Genomic DNA, 18074 nt, shown 5'->3' with positions numbered 1-18074 from the left:
TTCAGCACAGAAGAATTTGAATATTTTTGCTGCTAAAAACGCTACATTGTTAAAATAAACCCACAGTGTGAATGCTTTGCATTCACCGGTAAGCCTTTCAAAACTAAAAGGATCGGTAAAATTACATGGCTGCCATTCCGGTAAAAAGACGTATTGATGTTTTCGGTGAACGCTACCGCGCCCGGGCGCCCTCACTGTCTCCCGGCTTGCAGGCGGTGGTGTCTTATATCCACAACAACCGTGAATCGGCGCTGGAAGCCACGGCAATGGATATTGCAGCCGCGACAGAAGTTTCGGATGCCACTGTAGTACGCGCCGTTCAGGCACTCGGTTTCGCCGGATTACGCGACATGAAAAAGACGCTGGAAGCCTGGTTTGGTACGGCGGTGAACTCGGAAGAGAAGATGAGCACGACGGTCAGCGAACTGGCCAGCGATATCAATTCGGGTATCAACTTCGTTCTCGACGGGCATAAACGTGCCTGCGATACGCTGGCGGAGCCCGCTAACCGGCAGGCCATTTCTGAAGCTATCGCGCTGCTGATTAATGCGCGCCAGGTGGCGGTGTTTGGTCTGAACGCTTCAGGCATTTTAGCGGACTACAGCACACGGCTTTTTAGCCGGATTGGCATTCCGGCAGTATCACTTAACCGCTCAGGCATTGCGCTGGCGGAACAGCTCATAAACCTGCAACGCGGCGATGTCCTGATCATGATGGCGCAGAAAAGTGCTCATCGTGAGGGCAGAACGGCAATACAGGAAGCAAAGCGTCTGAATATCCCTCTCATTTTACTGACCAACGCCAGTGATTCTTTTTTTGCAAAGCAAGCTGATATTGTCATCAATGTTCCGCGCGGTGGTGAAAATGGCCGCATGCCGCTCCATGGCACGGTACTGGTCTGTCTGGAAATGCTGATTTTATCCCTTGCCTCGGCTACCGCATCGCGGACCCTGAAAACCATGAAGCGCATTCAGGATCTCAATCAGTCTCTGAAATCCGCGAATAAAATCAGAAAGTTGCAGGACGGCGTGTAGGCCCGACGACCTGTGATACTGAACTGGCACTAAAAATGGTAACGGGGAAACACCGGACACCAGTCCTGCTGTTTATCTCGTCGTTATTTGCAGGAGCAGGCATGGGCCGGGGACAACTGGGCGGGCTGGCATTAATCATGGTGATATCTTTGTCTGTTTGCGCTTCAATGTTTATTGCCAGTAAGGCAAAACGAACGCTGAATATTCAGAGAATAAAATTATGCAATTTGCCAGGTTCGGTCAGGAAAGTGTCATAGGAACCACTGATGTACATACCGTCCCTGAAGATAACAACTTCTTCCACCCGCACCGGGTGTTGGCAAACGGCACAAATCAGAGAATGTACGGTCTCTGCCAGGGGCGAGTTCACTGCGGCGATGAAACGATCTGCCCCGCATTGCTCGCAAACAATTTTGATATCCGGCATGTGATGCACTCTGCACAAAAAAGAAAATGATTCCTTCAAATATAGCATAATTGGAATAATCTGATTGCTTATTATGAAATCGATATCTATCAAAGCATTTTAAGGCAAAAAAAAGCCCGCATGCAGAGCGCGGGCAATCACACAGACACGAAGAATAAAAGCAGTGGTTATCTGGTACCTGTAAAAGATGAGTAAAGATGAAGGGTTATGCCGAATTAATTAGCAACGTAATTATTTATGACGTACCAATGCACGGGAAAATGTCTGAATAAAAAAGCCCGTCAATGACGGGCTTTGGCGTTGCTGAAGGCGGCTTATACCGTGCCGGTTCCCCCATCAGAACACCAGATTTGTCCTGAGGAATAGCTGTTGTCATTTGAGGCCAGCGTCACGTATATCGCGGCGATTTCCGCAGGTTGCCCCGGACGTTTCAGGGGAGCCTGCTCACCAAACGACTCGATTTTTTCCTGCGGCTGACCGCCTGAAATCTGCAACGGCGTCCAGTATGGCCCCGGTGCAACGCCGTTCACGCGGATGCCATCCTCCGCGAGCTGTTTAGCCAGCCCTTTGGTGAAGGCCATGATCGAGGCTTTGGTTGATGAATAATCGAGCAAGTTATCGCTCGGTAAAAACGCCTGCACGGAGGTGGTATTAATGATCGAACCGCCGCGAGGAATGAATTCCAGCGCCGCTTTGGTTATCCAGAACATCGCATACACGTTAGTTTTGAACGTGGCGTCAAACGCTTCAGTGGTCAGATCCTTAATCGAATCACAGAACTGCTGACGACCGGCGTTATTGACCAGCAGATCCAGCCCGCCGAGTTTCTCTTCGGCTTCTTTCACCAGTTGCTGGCAGAATTTCTCGTCACGGATATCGCCCGGAATGGCGATCACTTTCCGCCCTTCGGCCCATAACAGATCGACCACTTCTTTGGCATCGGGCTCTTCTTCCGGCAGATAATTAATGGCGACCTGCGCACCTTCGCGGGCGAAGGCAATCGCCACCGCACGACCAATGCCGGAGTCACCGCCAGTGATCAGCGCTTTACGGCCTTCCAGCCGGGCACTGCCTTTGTAGGTTTTTTCGCCATGATCGGGTACCGGGTGCATTTTGCTGGCCAGCCCCGGAAACGGCTGCTTCTGATGCTCAAACGGCGGCGTCGGATACGCATCAACGTGAGGTTCATTCAGGGAAGTCGGGATTGTTTTGTTGTTCATAAACACTCCTTATTTTTAAAATGAATCTACAAAACGCATGTAGAAAATGAATGAACCTTAACCATAGAACATACAGACAGGCTGGTTGAAATCATCGGACGGTTCTGAAGTCATATCAGCAACGGCACAGCCTTAAATGTCATCATGTCCGGGCTGGCTGTTGCGCCATTTGCATTTCGACACAAAAAAACCTCCCAGCCTGCGCTCACTTTCTCGTTATTATCCTGCCCTACAGAAAAAGCACAGGCTTCGGCTTTACTGCTCATACAACGGACTGGCGGCATATCACCGAGGCAGGCATTAAGTTGATGGTTTTAACGGGATAATCTATGCGTCATTCTAAAATTGTTATGTTATCAGCCCTGGTTGTTTCATCGTTGTTACCTCTGGCTAACACGGCATTTGCCGCGTCAAACTCACATGAAATCAAATCGTTCTACGATGATTCCAAATTGTATTCCATCGGCGATCAGGTGCCTGCGCTGTACCGCACCAAACCCTATGAAATCGTCGGCTGGCAGGAACGTCACCTGCCTGCACCCGATGCGGGCAGCCACTGGACTTACATCGGCGGTAGCTACGCGCTGATCACCGACACCGACGGGAAGATCCTCAAAGCCGAAAACGGCGATATTTACTTCCAGTAATCTGTCATCAGGATTGCAAAGATAAGGCCTGAAGAGATTCGGGCCTTTTTTATTGAGGTTCCCGCACCGTAAATCGCACTTTCGAAAGTAATAAATAGCGGAAGTATCAAGCAAATAAACATATCATTATGCGTGAACAGGGATGGTTCACGCAGAGTTCTACGCCATACCACCGGATGAACAACGCGAACCATCAAAATTATCAATGAGCATTTGGCTCTATTCTCTCCGGGGCTCCCATGAGCGACTCGCAGCAACGCCATTCCGTGCGCAAGCACCCCATGAAACTCAGCACGTCAGTCAGCCTGATGATAAGCGCCGTGATTGCGTCTGTTTTGCTGGTTGTCCATATGCTCTATTTTGTTCAGGTGAGCGACACCACCCGTGATGGTGTGAAAGAAAAGGCCCTGGCCGTCGCCAGAACCATGGCAGATTTGCCCGAAACAAAACGCGCTCTGCTGCTGCCCCCTGACAGTAATATTATTCAGCCCATCGCCAGCGCAGTGCAAAAACGTAATGACCTGCTCTTTATTGTGGTCACCAATATGGATGGCATCCGTTATTCGCATCCGAATGCGGATGTGATCAGTCATCATTTTATCGGCGATGACATTAATCCGGCGCTGCTCGGCAACGAAAATGTCTCCATCAACAAAGGTACGCTCGACAAAGCGCTGCGCGTATTCACGCCGGTCTATGATGACCACCACAAGCAAATCGGTGTGGTTGCCATCGGGATTTCGCTGGTCAAAGTCACGGAGCAAATCAATAAAAGTCGCTGGAGTATTCTGTGGACGGTGCTTTTCGGCCTGATGGTCGGCGCGCTGGGCACTTACTGTCTGGTGAAATTGCTCAAACGTATTTTGTTCGGGCTGGAACCTTATGAAATTTCGACGCTGTTTGAACAACGTCAGGCGATGCTGCAGTCGATCAAAGAAGGGGTGATAGCCGTCGACGATCAGGCGCATGTCACGCTGATCAACCAGACGGCGCGGCAGACTTTCCGTGAAACCGCCATCGACGTAACGCCGGACGCCGATTCCCTGCCACTTATCGCCAACCTTCGCGATGTGCTCAATACCGGCGTGCCGCGCCGTGACGAAGAAATCAACTTCAAGGGGCGTTTGCTGCTGAGCAACACCGTACCGGTACGCAACAACGGCGTCATCATTGGCGCGATATGTACATTCAGGGATAAAACCGAAGTCAGCCAGTTAATGCAGCGCCTGAGCGGCATGGTAAACTATGCAGATTCGTTGCGTGAACGTTCGCATGAATTCATGAACAAACTGCATGTGATCCTCGGATTACTGCACATGAAAAGTTATGCTCAGCTTGAGGATTACATTCTCAAAACGGCCAATAACTATCAGGCGGAAATCGGTTCACTGTTGCTGAAAATAAAGTCTCCGGTAATTGCCGGTTTCCTGCTCAGCAAGATGAACCGCGCATCGGACACCCGGCATCTGTTAACGCTCAGCGATGACAGTCTGCTGCCGGATAATAATAATGAAGATCAGGTGGCAGCACTGATTACCGTGCTGGGCAATCTGATTGAAAATGCGCTGGATGCGCTTGGCGATCAGCCTGATGGTGAAGTCAGCGTCTTGCTGCACTATCAGAATGGTTCGCTGGCCTGCATCGTCAGTGATGACGGGCCGGGCATTCAGCCGGAAAATATTGACGCAATATTCGAAAAGGGTGTGTCGTCGAAAGGCGATCAGCGGGGCATGGGACTTTTTCTTGCTAAACAGCAAGTGGAAAGCCTCGGCGGAACGATTACTGTAGAATCGGAACCTGATGTTTACACTCAATTTTTTGTACAACTTCCCTGGGATGCCGAGAGGACAAATTCTTGATCAATGTACTGATAGTTGATGATGATGCCATGGTGGCAGAGCTGAACCGATGCTATGTCGGCCAGATTGACGGCTTCGCGTGCTGCGGCACCGCGTCGACGCTGCAACAGGCGAAAGATCTGGTACTGAATTCAGAACTGTCTATCGATCTGATTTTGCTCGACGTCTATATGCAGCAGGATAACGGGCTGGATTTGCTGCCTGAACTGCGTAACGCCCGACGGCCTGTCGACGTCATTGTCATTTCTTCGGCTGCAGATGCAGAAACCATCAAAAAATCGCTTAATTATGGCGTGGTGGATTATCTGATCAAACCGTTCCAGTTTTCCCGTTTTGAGGAAGCACTGACCGGCTGGCAGCAGAAGAAAACACTGATGGATAATCAGCAGTATTACGAACAGTCAGACGTTGACCGGCTGATCCACGGCAACAATACTGCGGCGGCGGACACCAAAAAGTTGCCGAAAGGCTTAACGCTGCAGACATTACGCACATTGTGTCAGTGGATTGATGCCCATCCGACAATGGAATTTTCCACGGATGAACTGGCAACGTCCGTGAATATTTCGCGGGTGTCTTGTCGTAAATACCTGATCTGGCTGGCACAGATGAACATTTTGTTCACCAGCATTCATTACGGCGTCACGGGCCGGCCGGTATATCGTTACCGTCTGCAGGCCGATCACTACTCGTTGCTGAAGCAGTACTGTCAGTAAGTCACCAGACGATAACGGTCATCCAGTGGCATGAAGGTAAACTGCCGCTGAGATGACAAGATAATCCGCCCGTCGCGGGTGACGAAAATCGCCTCGATGTGCGGAATCTGCGACATATATGCCAGACTCTTCTCCACGCCCATCCCGTACAGCAATGTTGTCCAGATATCCCCGTCTATTGAATCCTCAGAAATAATGGTCACGCTGAGCAGTTCGTTATCCAGCGGATAACCGGTTTTCGGGTCAAGGATATGATGATAACAGTGCCCGTCCAGTTCGAAATAACGCTCGTAAATACCGGACGTCACCACCGATTTGCCGATGACGTTGATCACACCGATCAGCGCGTCCGGGTCCGAAAACGGTTTTTTCAGCCCAATCGCCCATGTCCCTTCCGCACCGGAACCCAGCGTTTGTACGTTACCGCCCAGATTGATTAATGCGTTCTCAACCTGTTGTTCCCGCAGGTAATCCCGCACAACATCGGCGATATAACCTTTGGCAATCGCCCCGAGGTCGATTTCCATGCCGGCTTTTTGCAGAAACACCGAACGGGTTTGTTCATCAAGGATCACGTCTTCAGGATCGGTCAGCGCCAGCAATGTCTTGATATCCTGTGCAGCCGGGATGGTGTGACCGTTGAAGCCGATTTTCCAGCGCTTGACCAGCGGGCCGATGGTGAAATTAAAATGGCTGTCCGGCAGGCAACTGATGGCTTTCGCACGGCGGATTAATGCATAGACCGGTTCGCTGACGGTGACAGGGTCACGTCCTGCGGCATGGTTAATCGCCATAATATCGGAGTGCGCGCGGTTCACCGTGAAGGTGTTTTCCTGCAATTTGATCAACCTGAAAACGCCAGACGCCAGACTTTCGTTATGTTCAAACAGCTTGAGAAGAATGGGCGAACCCATCAAAACAGCGGAATAAGCATAAACACGATCGTCTGGCGTCATTGTAATACCCTGCGTGATAAACGGTTACCGCATCGCGAATTTCGCGGCGTTTTGCCCTGCAAGGATACCGAAGATAATGATATCTGCAACGGCATTACCGCCGATACGGTTGCCGCCGTGGATACCGCCAACCACTTCACCCGCCGCAAATGCGCCGCCGAGCACCTGTTGCTGCGCGTCCAGCACGCAGGTTTCGGTGTTGATGGTTACGCCACCCATGGTGTGATGCACGCCGGGTGCGATACGGATAGCATAGAACGGCCCCTGATTGATCGGGTGGCGCAGCGCAGTTTTACGGCCAAACTCCGTGTCGTACTGTTTATCCACGGCGACGTTGTAACTTTCCAGCGTTGCCAGGAAGGCATCGGAGTTCATTTCCAGTTTCGCCGCCAGATCACGTGGTGAACTGCCGCTGATAACAAACCCTTTCGCAATGTATTCATCAGCCGCTTTATTGTTCAGGCGCACCTGCTCGTCAAACACCACGTAAGCAAATTTCTCCGGCAACGCGATGATGTTCGCCGATACTTTGTCGCGGGTTTCCATTTCGTTGAAGAAGCGTTTTCCCGCCTGACTGACCAGAATCGCCCCGCCGCCACGAATGGCCTCCGAAATCAGATAAGACGTGGTTTGTTCAACCGTAGGGTGGATCTGAATTTCGCCCATATCCACCGTGCCTGCGCCAATATTCTGCAGAATGGCGATGCCGCTACCGGTGGCGCCTTTGTGGTTGGTGGTCACGAAACCGTCCAGTTCAGGGCGATATTTCACCACCATTTCGCGGTTGGCGCTGAAACCACCGGTGGCGACGATCACGCTTTTGGCATTAATCATCAGCACTTCATTGTCGTCATTGAGCAACTGCACGCCCTGTACCGCACCATCGGCATAACGGATTTCAGTGACCGACGTATCGAGCATCACGTCGATATTACGTTTGTTAAGATTCTTCACCAGACCGCTGATCAGGAAGCCGCCCACTGCACTGCGGTCCGCCGGACGGTGCGTGCGGTCGATGCTCATCCCGCCGGTAATGGTGATGTCGCTCAGTTCAATATGGTGATCGGCCAGCCATTCCACCGCCTGCGGCGCACGTTCGATGAACTCTTTCAGCAGCACAGTATTGTTTTTGAACTGACCGCCTTTCAGGGTTTCCTGATAGAACAGCTCTTTGCTGTCTTCGATACCTTTCAGGCGCTGATAACGGGTTTCCGCGGCATTCATACCGACCGATGCTTTAATGGTGTTACCGCCGATGGTCGACATTTTCTCGACGATCAGGACTTTCGCCCCTTCGTCACAGGCCTGAATCGCTGCCGCCAGACCGGCACCGCCGCTGCCGACGACCACAACGTCGTAGTTTTGTGGTTCATTCAGGCTGCCGCCCTCTTCCAGCAACTGCGCTTTGCAGGATTTGGCGATAGCTTTGGAGACGGCTTTTTTCACCGCTTCACTTTGCTCGGTTGCGCCGGTCACCGCATCGACGTGCGGGCTGTTAGCGTCGAGAATACGGCTGCGGATAATTTCAAAGCTGGTGGTGAATTCCACATCCGTGTCCGCGCCCGCTTCCAGCGCGATATCCGTAATGCGGTCGGTTTCCAGACTGACGTTAACAGCCAGTTCATGCGCAGGATCCTGCACTTTTTCCCGGAACACACCGGCTTTGAATTTTTTCGAGGTCATGCTCATGTCGCGGATCATCGCGTCCACCAGCGAGAAACGCCACAGCGGTTCAGGAATGGTCAGGGCTTCGCGTTGTGTGCTGTCAATAAACAGGTCGAGTTTCTGATCGGCTGCGATACGGTCAGTCCAGTCCGGATAAGCGATGCAGGCTTTACCGATGGCGATCATGTCATAGCCGTGTTCAAGCGCCATTTCCGCATCGGATTTATTCACGATACCGCCCACGCCCATCACCGGAATTTTGGCCAGTGTGTCGGAACGCATCGCGACATATTTGTCGATCAGTGGCGTTGGATCAGTGGTATCAACAATGGAAGGCCGCAGCGAGTAACCGAGGGAGAAATGCAGGTAATCCAGCCCGCGGGCAGCAAGCTGTTCCAGCAGATACATTGTGTCGGCAAAACGGATCCCCGGTTCTTCCAGCTCTTCTGGTGAGAAACGATAACCGATGATGAAAGAAGAATCGGCGTATTTCTTCGCCATCTCATGGGTGATATCGAGAACAGCCAGCGGGAAGCGGGCGCGGTTTTCGCGGCTGCCGCCCCATTTGTCGTCACGCTGGTTGGAATTCGGCGAGAAGAATTGCTGGATCAGATAGGTGTTCGCGCCGTGGATTTCCACGCCGTCAAAACCGGCTTCAATCGCACGACGCACGCCTTCACCGAATTTGGTGATCATGCCGTCAACTTCATCTGCCGTCAGTGCCACCGGTGTGGCCGCACCGTCACGTGGTGCCGCCAGTGCGCTTGGCGCGACCGGCTGCTGGCCACCAATCAGTTTTGGCTCGCTCATGCGGCCACCGTGATAAATCTGCAAAAGGGCTTTTGAGCCCTGAGATTTCACGGCTGCGGCGATTTTTGCCAGACCGTCGATTTTGCTGTCGTTATCGATACCGATAGCGCCGGGGAATGCCAGACCTTTATCATCGACAAAACAGCATTCAACAATCACGGTGCCGATGCTGCCGGCACGGGCGCGGTAATATTCAACCAGCTCGCTGGTGACGGTGCCGTCGTAAAAGCCGGTGCAGGTGGTCATTGGCGCCATCAGAATGCGGTTTTTCAACTCAGTACCATTGGGCAGAGTGAACGGACTTAATAACAGGTGGTTGGTGCTCATAATAATTACTCCAAACTTTAAGGTTTTAAATTCTGAATTCGTTATCGGCGCGCTATTTGAGCTATTTGAGATAAGCGCAGTGGAGTATTGATTTATTATTCGTTGTTTTTATTTCAATGCCGATGTCATGCTATTAATATAAGTTTATTTTTACTTCCAAAACTTATTACATTAGTTAATTAACTATTTATCTATTAACTTAACACCTGTTATATTAAAATTATGTTAACTATTAAATTAAATAATCACATTAATGCAAACTACAATCTTATTTGTATTTAACTGATGAGATGATTATTACATCCTCCGGGCTTTTCCCTTCGGCAGATCACGGAACCCGCCCGCTGGCAAGAGGTGGCAGATCGCCTGATGAGGGAGTGTGGCTGTGAATGACTCTCATTTTGCCCTACTCCATTTTTTGCTTTCCGTTACCCCGAAAGATACCCCCGTCACAAATTGCCCTTTAATTAATCAGGCAGGCTCTGCATAACGGTTTCATACGATTTAAAAAAGAATTCAGCACCGTATTTTGTTGATCAAGATCAACAGTTAAAAATAGGGAAAACGCATTATATAAACATTTCCTCCCTCTTACGGGGAATAGTAAGCACTTAACAAAAATAACAATAACGAGGCAATTAACATGCCACTATTGAATAATTAAAAAAAAGATTAAGTAACTAAAAAAACCAAACGACATCTTACCTATGCATCATCACAATATTCCTAACTACCTAAGATAAATATTATGAGCGAAATATCAAAAACTGCGGTGAAAGAACCAGCGAAAAAAGCCGAATCCGGCAAAAAAAATCGCTGGATCTTTATGGTACTTCCCGTGCTGGTGTCCGTGCTGTTGCTGCTCGTTCCTGTACCTGCCGGTCTGGAACCTCATGCCTGGCACTTCTTCGCCATCTTTGTGGGCGTCATTATCGGTCTGATCTTCGAGCCATTGCCGGGGGCCGTTATCGGCTTAACCGGTGTGGTGGTCATCGCCCTTTTCAGCCAGTGGTTGCTTTTCAGCCCGGCTGAGCTGGCGGATCCTAAATTCAAAACCGCAGCACAGTCCTTCAAATGGGCGGTCAGTGGTTTTGGCAACTCCACGGTATGGTTAATCTTCGGCGCGTTCATGTTTGCCGCCGGCTACGATAAAACCCAGTTCGGCCGCCGTCTGGCGCTGATTCTGGTGAAATATCTTGGCCGCCGCAGCCTGACGCTCGGTTATGCCATCACCTTTGCTGATCTGTTACTGGCACCCTTCACACCGTCCAACACCGCGCGCAGCGGCGGCACGATCTACCCGATCATTGCCAATCTGCCGCCGTTGTATGGCTCAAAACCGAACGACCCGAGCGCACGTAAAATCGGTTCTTACCTGATGTGGGTGGCGATCACCGCAGCCTGTATCACCAGTTCGATGTTTCTCTCTGCACTGGCGCCTAACCTGCTGGCGCTGGGTATCGTGAACAGCGTAACCGGTATCAACATTTCGTGGGGCACCTGGTTCATCGCCTTCCTGCCGGTCGGTCTGCTGCTTCTGTTGACTATGCCGCTGCTGGCGTACTGGTTCTACCCGCCGGAAGTGAAAATCAATGACGAAGTGCCGCGCTGGGCAACCGCTGAGCTGGCAAAACTGGGCAGAATGTCCCGTCACGAAATCCTGCTGCTGGTGTTCGTCTGCTGCGCGCTGGCGATGTGGATTTTCGCTGCGAGCTTTATCGAACCGGCCATGGCTGCTTTGCTGGTCGTGGTACTGATGCTGTGGACCGGCGTTCTGAACTGGAACGACATCACCAGCAACAAACCGGCCTGGAATACCTTCGCCTGGTTCGCCACGCTGGTAGCACTGGCTGACGGCTTATCCCGCACCGGTTTCATCGCCTGGCTGGGTAAAGAAGGCGCAGCACTGATGGGCGGTATCTCCCCGGGCGCGGCGACAATTGCCCTGCTGCTGGCGTTCTACCTGCTGCATTACCTTTTCGCCAGCACCACGGCGCACACCACCGCCCTGTTACCGGCTATGCTGACCATCGGCGCGGCAATCCCTGGCATTAACATGCAGGTATTCTGTTTGCTGATGGTGACGTCTCTGGGTGTTATGGGGATCATCACACCTTACGGTACCGGCCCAAGCCCGATTTATTACGGCAGCGGTTATCTGCCAACCAAAGATTACTGGCGTCTCGGCACTATCTTCGGAGCCATCTTCCTGATTGCCTTACTGGTCATCGGTTATCCGTGGATGATGATGATGTTCTGATTGTGGCGATAAAATCACCCACAAAGCATTAACAGAGCATTTACTGAAAGAAAACATATAAACCCCGTTGCCAGCCTGTGTATTTGGCTGGCAACATACAGAACGAATATAAACGTCGCCCCGAACACCCCTGCTATACCGCATCAACAGTCCCACCCGTGGCGACAAAAACGGAAAAAGTGAGAAAACAATGTCGAACAAACCGTTCTATTATCAAAATCCCTTCCCCGTTTCCAAAGATGACACCGAATATTATCTGCTGACCAAAGAACATGTCTCCGTCAGCACCTTCGACGGCGAAGAAGTGTTAAAAGTGGAACCGCAGGCGTTAACGCTTCTGGCGCAACAGGCGTTCCACGATGCCTCTTTCATGCTGCGCCCGGCGCATCAGCAACAAGTGGCTTCCATTCTTCATGACCCGGAATCCAGCGAAAACGACAAATACGTTGCGCTGCAATTCCTGCGTAATTCTGAAATTGCGGCCAAAGGCATTCTGCCGACCTGTCAGGACACCGGCACCGCAATCATCATGGGTAAAAAAGGGCAGCGAGTCTGGACCGGCGGCGGCGACGAAGCCAGCCTGTCTCAGGGGGTGTATAACACCTTCATCGAGGATAACCTGCGCTATTCCCAGAATGCCGCACTGGATATGTACAAAGAGGTAAACACCGGCACCAATCTGCCTGCACAAATCGACCTCTACAGTGTCGATGGTGACGAGTACAAATTCCTGTGCATCGCCAAAGGCGGCGGTTCGGCCAACAAAACCTACCTGTATCAGGAAACCAAAGCGCTGATTACCCCGGCGAAGCTGAAAGATTACCTGGTTGAGAAAATGCGCACGCTGGGCACGGCAGCCTGTCCGCCGTACCATATCGCGTTCGTGATTGGCGGTACGTCTGCTGAAGCAACGCTGAAAACCGTAAAACTGGCGTCCACCCATTACTATGACGGTCTGCCAACGGAAGGTAACGAACACGGTCAGGCATTCCGCGACGTCAATCTGGAACAGGAACTGCTGGTGGAAGCCAACAATCTTGGTCTCGGCGCGCAGTTCGGTGGCAAATACTTTGCCCACGATATCCGCGTAGTACGTCTGCCGCGTCACGGTGCATCCTGTCCGGTCGGGATGGGCGTTTCCTGCTCCGCAGACCGTAATATCAAAGCCAAAATCAATCGTGACGGTATCTGGATCGAAAAACTGGAAGACAATCCGGGCCAGTACATCCCTGAGGCCCTGCGTGAGCAAGGCGAAGCGGGGGTGGTGAAAGTTGACCTGAATCGTCCGATGCCTGAAATCCTGGCGCAACTTTCTGAATATCCGGTATCTACCCGTCTTTCCCTGAGCGGTACGATTATCGTTGGCCGTGACATCGCACACGCCAAACTGAAAGAGCGTCTGGATAACGGCGAAGGCTTGCCGCAATACATCAAAGATCACCCGATCTACTACGCAGGCCCGGCGAAAACCCCGGAAGGATACGCTTCTGGTTCTCTCGGCCCGACCACCGCAGGACGCATGGATTCTTACGTGGATCTTCTGCAATCCAACGGCGGCAGCATGATCATGCTGGCCAAAGGTAACCGCAGCCAGCAGGTGACCGACGCCTGCCATAAACACGGCGGTTTCTATCTCGGCAGCATCGGTGGCCCGGCAGCGGTGCTGGCGCAGCAAAGCATCAAGAGCCTGGAATGCGTGGAATATCCTGAATTAGGAATGGAAGCCATCTGGAAAATCGAAGTCGAAAACTTCCCGGCATTCATTCTGGTGGATGACAAAGGCAACGATTTCTTCCAGCAAATTCATGCAAATACCTGCGCGAAGTGTGTGAAATAAACGCCTGCTGAAAGACAAAAGGCCTGCCAGAAATGGCGGGCCTTTTTTATGGGTAACATGTCGCAAATCAGCGCATTTACGACATCATGTAAATCACGAGACCTTCTGTCACTATGCCCAGTGCAGTGCCGATGAGTATTGAGGAAGACGCAGATTCCACATAGGTGTCGCTGCGCACGGCGAACATACCTGCAGCAATGGCGGAAGGCGTTGCGCCGATGATCACCACCTGCTGCATCAGCGTATGGCTCAGCCCAAATGCCAGACCGGCAGCGGCCATAATCGCGGGCTGGATCAGATTTTTCATGCCGATGTTAGTGACCGTATGAATATTCAGCGTCGGGCGCTCGCCGAAGAACAACAGACCCAGCGCGAACAGAGAAATCCCGCCTGCGGTTTTACCCATCATTTCCACCGACGAGGACACCAGTTCCGGAATTTTAATGCCAGCCAGACTCATCGCCACACCCAGCACCGGGATCCAGACAATCGGATTGCGTACGGCTTTGAACAGATTATTCAGGATCATCTTGCCGAGGCTGCCCTGTTGAGCCAAATCGCTGTTTTTGTCACCCATGCGGATCAACACAATCGTCAGCGGGATCATCAGCACGCTGGTGATAAGATTACCGACCAGCACCCCCAGAAAACCTTCCGGCCCGATAAGCACCGCCAGTACAGGCGCGCCAAAGTAAGCCATATCCGGGAACGCGCAAACCAGCGACTGAATGGCGCTGGTTTTGATGTCATGGCGGAAAAACCAGCGCGAGATGCACAACGTCAACAAATAAGAGCCCATCAGGCCAATCACCAACACTGCCATAAACGATAAATTCTGAATCTTGGCCGGATCAGTATGTAATGCACCGATAAAAAGATGTAATGGCAGCGCGAAACGGATCACTACCGTGGCTAATACCGTAGCATCGTCACGTTTCATATAACCCAGTTTTCCGCTCAGCCAGCCTAATACCATAATAAACACTAAAGGAAATAATGAGGATAAGAGTAATGTCGGCATAATATGACCTTTCTTTATTATTGTTGATGAGATAATTGAAGGAACAAAATGGCGGTTAGTTATATTATTTAAAACCAGACATCATTGTGACCCGTGTCACATCTGCCTTTATGGCAATAATAACAATAATTACTTAATAACAAATCACATCAAATACAATGAGTTATAATTAAACCATTAATTTCACTTAAATATCATATAATGTATTTACTCAACTTGAACCATCCGGAAACATTCAAAAACATTATGCAGAACTCATCACTAAAAAAGTATTAAAACGTTTTTGTAATTTAAGTAACCGGAATCAGTGCCTGTGTCGTGTTATAAAAAACAAATAATAAACAATCATCTTATTCAGGCTGCTATGGCCATTGGTTTTATTTTGGTAGTTCATACACTAATTCGACCGGTTATAGGATTTTACTGTGAGGGATCCGGCAACGGGAAATAACGTACCGGAAATTAACTGAGTTCAAATGTTCTAAGGCTTAATGATGTTAAAAAAACGCCCGCTCTACACCCACTACACAGGTTCATTATTACTCGAAAACCCGCTGCTCAATAAAGGCTCGGCCTTCAGCCGCGATGAACGTCTGGCGCTCAATCTTAACGGACTGCTGCCCAATCAGGTTGAAACTATCAACGAACAGACTGACCGCGCTTATTCTCAATTCTCTGATTTCAAACGTGATATCTCCAAGCATGTCTACCTGCGCAATATTCAGGACACCAACGAAACCCTTTTCTACAACCTGGTGAATTCACATCTGGAAGAAATGCTGCCGATTATCTACACCCCGACGGTCGGCGAGGCCTGTGAACACTTCTCCGATATATACCGCCGTGCCCGTGGCCTGTTCATCTCTTATCCTGATCGCGAGCATATCGATGAAATGCTGCAAAACTTCTCCAAAAATGACATCCGGGTGATCGTTGTCACCGACGGCGAACGCATTCTGGGACTCGGTGATCAGGGGATTGGCGGCATGGGCATTCCTATCGGCAAGCTTTCGCTTTATACCGCCTGCGGTGGGATCAACCCGGCCAACACGCTGCCGATCATGCTTGATGTCGGAACGAATAACGCCCAGCGCCTCGACGATAAGCTGTACATGGGCTGGCGCCACCCGCGCATTACCGACGGCGAATACAATGAATTCATGGATATGTTCATTCAGGCGGTAAAAACCCGCTGGCCGGATGTCCTGCTTCAGTTCGAAGACTTCGCGCAAACCAATGCTATGCCACTTCTGGAGCGCTACCGCGAGGAGTTGTGCTGTTTCAATGATGATATTCAGGGCACCGCGGCGGTCACGCTGGGCTGTCTGATTGCCGCCAGTCATGCCGCAGGCACCCGGCTACGCGACCAGCGGGTCACCTTCCTCGGCGCAGGTTCTGCCGGTTGCGGTATCGCGGAGAAAATCATCGCGCAAATGGTGGCAGAAGGTGCTTCCGAAGACGAAGCGCGCAGTCAGGTCTTTATGGTGGATCGGTTTGGCCTGCTGACAGATGACATGCCGAATTTGCTCGATTTCCAGCGTAAACTGGTGACAAGTAAAAACAAAATCAGCCACTGGAATGTGGACAACCAGAATATCTCGTTGCAGGACGTGGTGCATCATTCCAAACCAACCATTCTGATTGGCGTTTCCGGGCAACCGGGGCTGTTTACCGAAGAGATCATCCGTGAGATGCATCACAACTGCCATCATCCGATCATCATGCCACTCTCGAACCCGACTTCCCGTGCAGAAGCCCGTCCTCAGGACGTGATCGCCTGGACCGAAGGTGCCGCGCTGATGGCGACAGGCAGCCCGTTCGCACCGGTACATTATCAGGATCACACGTACCCGATCCCGCAATGTAACAACGCGTATATTTTCCCCGGGCTGGGGTTAGGCATTCTGGCGTCGGGAGCGCGCCGCGTGACCGATAGCATGTTGCTGGCTGCCAGTCAGGCGCTGGCCAGCCTTTCTCCGCTGGCGACCACCGGAAAAGGGTCATTATTACCGGCTATTGCCGATATTCAGCATGTGTCTAAAATCATTGCCGCCGAAGTGGCGCGCGTCGCGCAACGGGAAGGCGTGGCACCGGAAGTTTCAGAAGATGAGTTACAGAGTCGTCTCACCAGCGAATTCTGGAAACCGGAATACCGGTCTTATAAACATTCGTCGTTCTGATGTGTATGGCCGGTACCTCGTACCGGCCTGTTGCGCACTGACATCGTTAAAGCTCCGCTTTCCCCGGATTATCAAAGCCTACCCGCCCGACAAACGGCAAACGCAACGCCGGATTCTTCACATCAATGCCCAGGTTCAGCCCCAGCACATTGACTTCAATGCCCTCTTCCACGCCCAGCGTCACACCCAGCAGTCCCAGCAAAGAAACCTGCACGCCGCGCCCGGATGGCGGTAAACCGATCGGATTGGTAATGCCGCGGTAATCTTTGCCGATCGCATTGGAAGGAAGATCAAGCTGCAGATCCGGCACTTCACGGCCGATGTGGGCGATAAACGTATTGCTGTTTGGCCCCGGCCACGCGTGATAGGTATGCGGATACGGGTAACTTTTGATCGCTGCTTCTATTTTGGGGATCATAATCTGCGCCTGCGCGCCGCGGTGATCAACCAGTATACGGGGCTGCGAGCCAAACCAATAGCCATCTGGAATAGCATAATCGCGGCGTACTACGTTGGTGCTGCCCCAGCTGATCACGTCATAACGGGTGAACTCTGTTTCCCCTTCACGTTTGTAAATTATCCACGGATGCACCGCCACCAGCCCGCGCCAGCCATAAGTCGGTGCAGCATAAATCTGGATAATAGCGATACTTTTCAGTCTGGCAGGATCCGGCGCAATACCGGCTGAAGTCCGTCGTGCCGTTGACCAGCTCTGGCCTGCAGGTTCTGTCCGTGTTTGTGTCGCTTTCGCGTAGCTGTATCCGAAAGACAGCAGTAAAACCAGAACAAACCCGAGACTTACCCATTTTATGGCGATCATGCTTTATTCACCTTTGCCGGTCCGTTCAAAAGAACAACGGTACTCATTCACCGAGAGGCTGGCAACGTGAAAGTCTGTTGTAAATCACAAAATTTGCTGCAAATAGCCGATTGGGATTGGGGGAATGCCAGGGGATAGAAACGTGAATCATGCGATGTTGCAAAATATATGGAAAAATGCGGATGACTGATGTCAGCCTGATCTGTAAAGTGCAATGCCACTCCTGGCACCCAAACTATCATTATCTTTTTTCCCGGGTACAGGATGGTACGGCACTCTTCCTTATGGGCGATTT

General features: G+C 51.2%; 13 protein-coding genes. 7 read left to right on the top strand and 6 right to left on the bottom strand.

Annotated features, from left to right (window positions below):
* Positions 1-125: 125 nt before the first annotated feature.
* Positions 126-1034: a MurR/RpiR family transcriptional regulator gene (locus DXU84_RS07680; protein WP_013578295.1), complete on the top strand. Its 909-nt coding sequence runs from the start codon at positions 126-128 to the stop codon at positions 1032-1034.
* A 205-nt stretch (positions 1035-1239) separates the two neighbouring features.
* Here the strand turns inward: DXU84_RS07680 and DXU84_RS07675 are convergent, their stop codons facing one another.
* Entirely contained in the window at positions 1240-1461 is a 222-nt protein-coding gene (locus DXU84_RS07675; protein WP_013578293.1) for a hypothetical protein, read from the bottom strand.
* 314 nt (positions 1462-1775) lie between these two features.
* Positions 1776-2681 (bottom strand): SDR family oxidoreductase, encoded by a 906-nt coding sequence (locus DXU84_RS07670; RefSeq protein ID WP_153375302.1) that lies wholly within the window; start codon positions 2679-2681, stop codon positions 1776-1778.
* Positions 2682-3010: 329 nt separating this feature from the next.
* Here DXU84_RS07670 and DXU84_RS07665 point away from each other — a divergent pair, with 329 nt between their 5' ends.
* The 3 genes from DXU84_RS07665 (at position 3011) to dcuR (ending at position 5903) form a co-directional block, all read left to right on the top strand.
* A complete protein-coding gene (locus DXU84_RS07665; protein WP_013578291.1) occupies positions 3011-3328 on the top strand; it encodes an RcnB family protein in 318 nt (105 codons plus the stop codon).
* Between the two features lie 239 nt (positions 3329-3567).
* Positions 3568-5187 carry a sensor histidine kinase gene (locus DXU84_RS07660; protein WP_037032932.1) on the top strand — a complete coding sequence of 540 codons (1620 nt, stop codon included), beginning with the start codon at positions 3568-3570 and terminating at the stop codon, positions 5185-5187.
* A complete protein-coding gene (gene dcuR, locus DXU84_RS07655; protein ID WP_014416701.1) occupies positions 5184-5903 on the top strand; it encodes a two-component system response regulator DcuR in 720 nt (239 codons plus the stop codon). Before DXU84_RS07660 ends, dcuR begins: the two co-directional genes overlap by 4 nt.
* Here the strand turns inward: dcuR and DXU84_RS07650 are convergent.
* Both DXU84_RS07650 and DXU84_RS07645 read right to left on the bottom strand, forming a co-directional pair.
* Positions 5897-6859 carry an FAD:protein FMN transferase gene (locus DXU84_RS07650; RefSeq protein ID WP_153375300.1) on the bottom strand — a complete coding sequence of 321 codons (963 nt, stop codon included), beginning with the start codon at positions 6857-6859 and terminating at the stop codon, positions 5897-5899. The genes dcuR and DXU84_RS07650 overlap by 7 nt on opposite strands.
* A gap of 24 nt (positions 6860-6883) precedes the next feature.
* Positions 6884-9661, bottom strand: coding sequence for a flavocytochrome c (locus DXU84_RS07645; RefSeq protein WP_153375298.1), 2778 nt, complete (start codon positions 9659-9661; stop codon positions 6884-6886).
* A gap of 748 nt (positions 9662-10409) precedes the next feature.
* On the opposite strand from DXU84_RS07645, the gene DXU84_RS07640 reads away from it, so the two are divergent.
* Entirely contained in the window at positions 10410-11921 is a 1512-nt protein-coding gene (locus DXU84_RS07640; protein WP_013578286.1) for an anion permease, read from the top strand.
* Positions 11922-12111: 190 nt separating this feature from the next.
* Positions 12112-13758, top strand: a complete 1647-nt coding sequence (gene fumA, locus DXU84_RS07635) for a class I fumarate hydratase FumA (RefSeq protein ID WP_013578285.1) — start codon at positions 12112-12114, stop codon at positions 13756-13758.
* Between the two features lie 76 nt (positions 13759-13834).
* On the opposite strand, the gene DXU84_RS07630 is transcribed toward fumA, so the two are convergent.
* Complete coding sequence (locus DXU84_RS07630; RefSeq protein WP_153375296.1) at positions 13835-14779, bottom strand: AEC family transporter; 945 nt, start codon at positions 14777-14779, stop codon at positions 13835-13837.
* 494 nt (positions 14780-15273) lie between these two features.
* On the opposite strand from DXU84_RS07630, the gene DXU84_RS07625 reads away from it, so the two are divergent.
* The gene (locus tag DXU84_RS07625) at positions 15274-16959 is read left to right on the top strand and encodes an NAD-dependent malic enzyme (protein ID WP_153375294.1); all 1686 of its coding nucleotides are present in this window, start codon (positions 15274-15276) and stop codon (positions 16957-16959) included.
* A gap of 46 nt (positions 16960-17005) precedes the next feature.
* Here DXU84_RS07625 and DXU84_RS07620 read toward each other — a convergent pair whose 3' ends face one another.
* The gene (locus tag DXU84_RS07620) at positions 17006-17779 is read right to left on the bottom strand and encodes a DUF3750 domain-containing protein (protein ID WP_013578282.1); all 774 of its coding nucleotides are present in this window, start codon (positions 17777-17779) and stop codon (positions 17006-17008) included.
* Positions 17780-18074: the final 295 nt, after the last annotated feature.

This window comes from Rahnella sp. RcJ3 (assembly GCF_009498575.1).
In the GTDB taxonomy this organism is placed as follows: Bacteria; Pseudomonadota; Gammaproteobacteria; order Enterobacterales; family Enterobacteriaceae; genus Rahnella; species Rahnella aceris.
This window is presented reverse-complemented; position numbering and strand designations above follow the sequence as displayed.

What these genes read in the sequence shown, in the direction of transcription:
- DXU84_RS07680 (WP_013578295.1), top strand. Translation starts at nt 126, where the DNA reads ATGGCTGCCATTCCGGTAAAAAGACGTATTGATGTTTTCGGTGAACGC.
- DXU84_RS07675 (WP_013578293.1), bottom strand. Translation starts at nt 1,461, where the DNA reads ATGCCGGATATCAAAATTGTTTGCGAGCAATGCGGGGCAGATCGTTTC.
- DXU84_RS07670 (WP_153375302.1), bottom strand. Translation starts at nt 2,681, where the DNA reads ATGAACAACAAAACAATCCCGACTTCCCTGAATGAACCTCACGTTGAT.
- DXU84_RS07665 (WP_013578291.1), top strand. Translation starts at nt 3,011, where the DNA reads ATGCGTCATTCTAAAATTGTTATGTTATCAGCCCTGGTTGTTTCATCG.
- DXU84_RS07660 (WP_037032932.1), top strand. Translation starts at nt 3,568, where the DNA reads ATGAGCGACTCGCAGCAACGCCATTCCGTGCGCAAGCACCCCATGAAA.
- DXU84_RS07650 (WP_153375300.1), bottom strand. Translation starts at nt 6,859, where the DNA reads ATGACGCCAGACGATCGTGTTTATGCTTATTCCGCTGTTTTGATGGGT.
- DXU84_RS07645 (WP_153375298.1), bottom strand. Translation starts at nt 9,661, where the DNA reads ATGAGCACCAACCACCTGTTATTAAGTCCGTTCACTCTGCCCAATGGT.
- DXU84_RS07640 (WP_013578286.1), top strand. Translation starts at nt 10,410, where the DNA reads ATGAGCGAAATATCAAAAACTGCGGTGAAAGAACCAGCGAAAAAAGCC.
- fumA (WP_013578285.1), top strand. Translation starts at nt 12,112, where the DNA reads ATGTCGAACAAACCGTTCTATTATCAAAATCCCTTCCCCGTTTCCAAA.
- DXU84_RS07630 (WP_153375296.1), bottom strand. Translation starts at nt 14,779, where the DNA reads ATGCCGACATTACTCTTATCCTCATTATTTCCTTTAGTGTTTATTATG.
- DXU84_RS07625 (WP_153375294.1), top strand. Translation starts at nt 15,274, where the DNA reads ATGTTAAAAAAACGCCCGCTCTACACCCACTACACAGGTTCATTATTA.
- DXU84_RS07620 (WP_013578282.1), bottom strand. Translation starts at nt 17,779, where the DNA reads ATGATCGCCATAAAATGGGTAAGTCTCGGGTTTGTTCTGGTTTTACTG.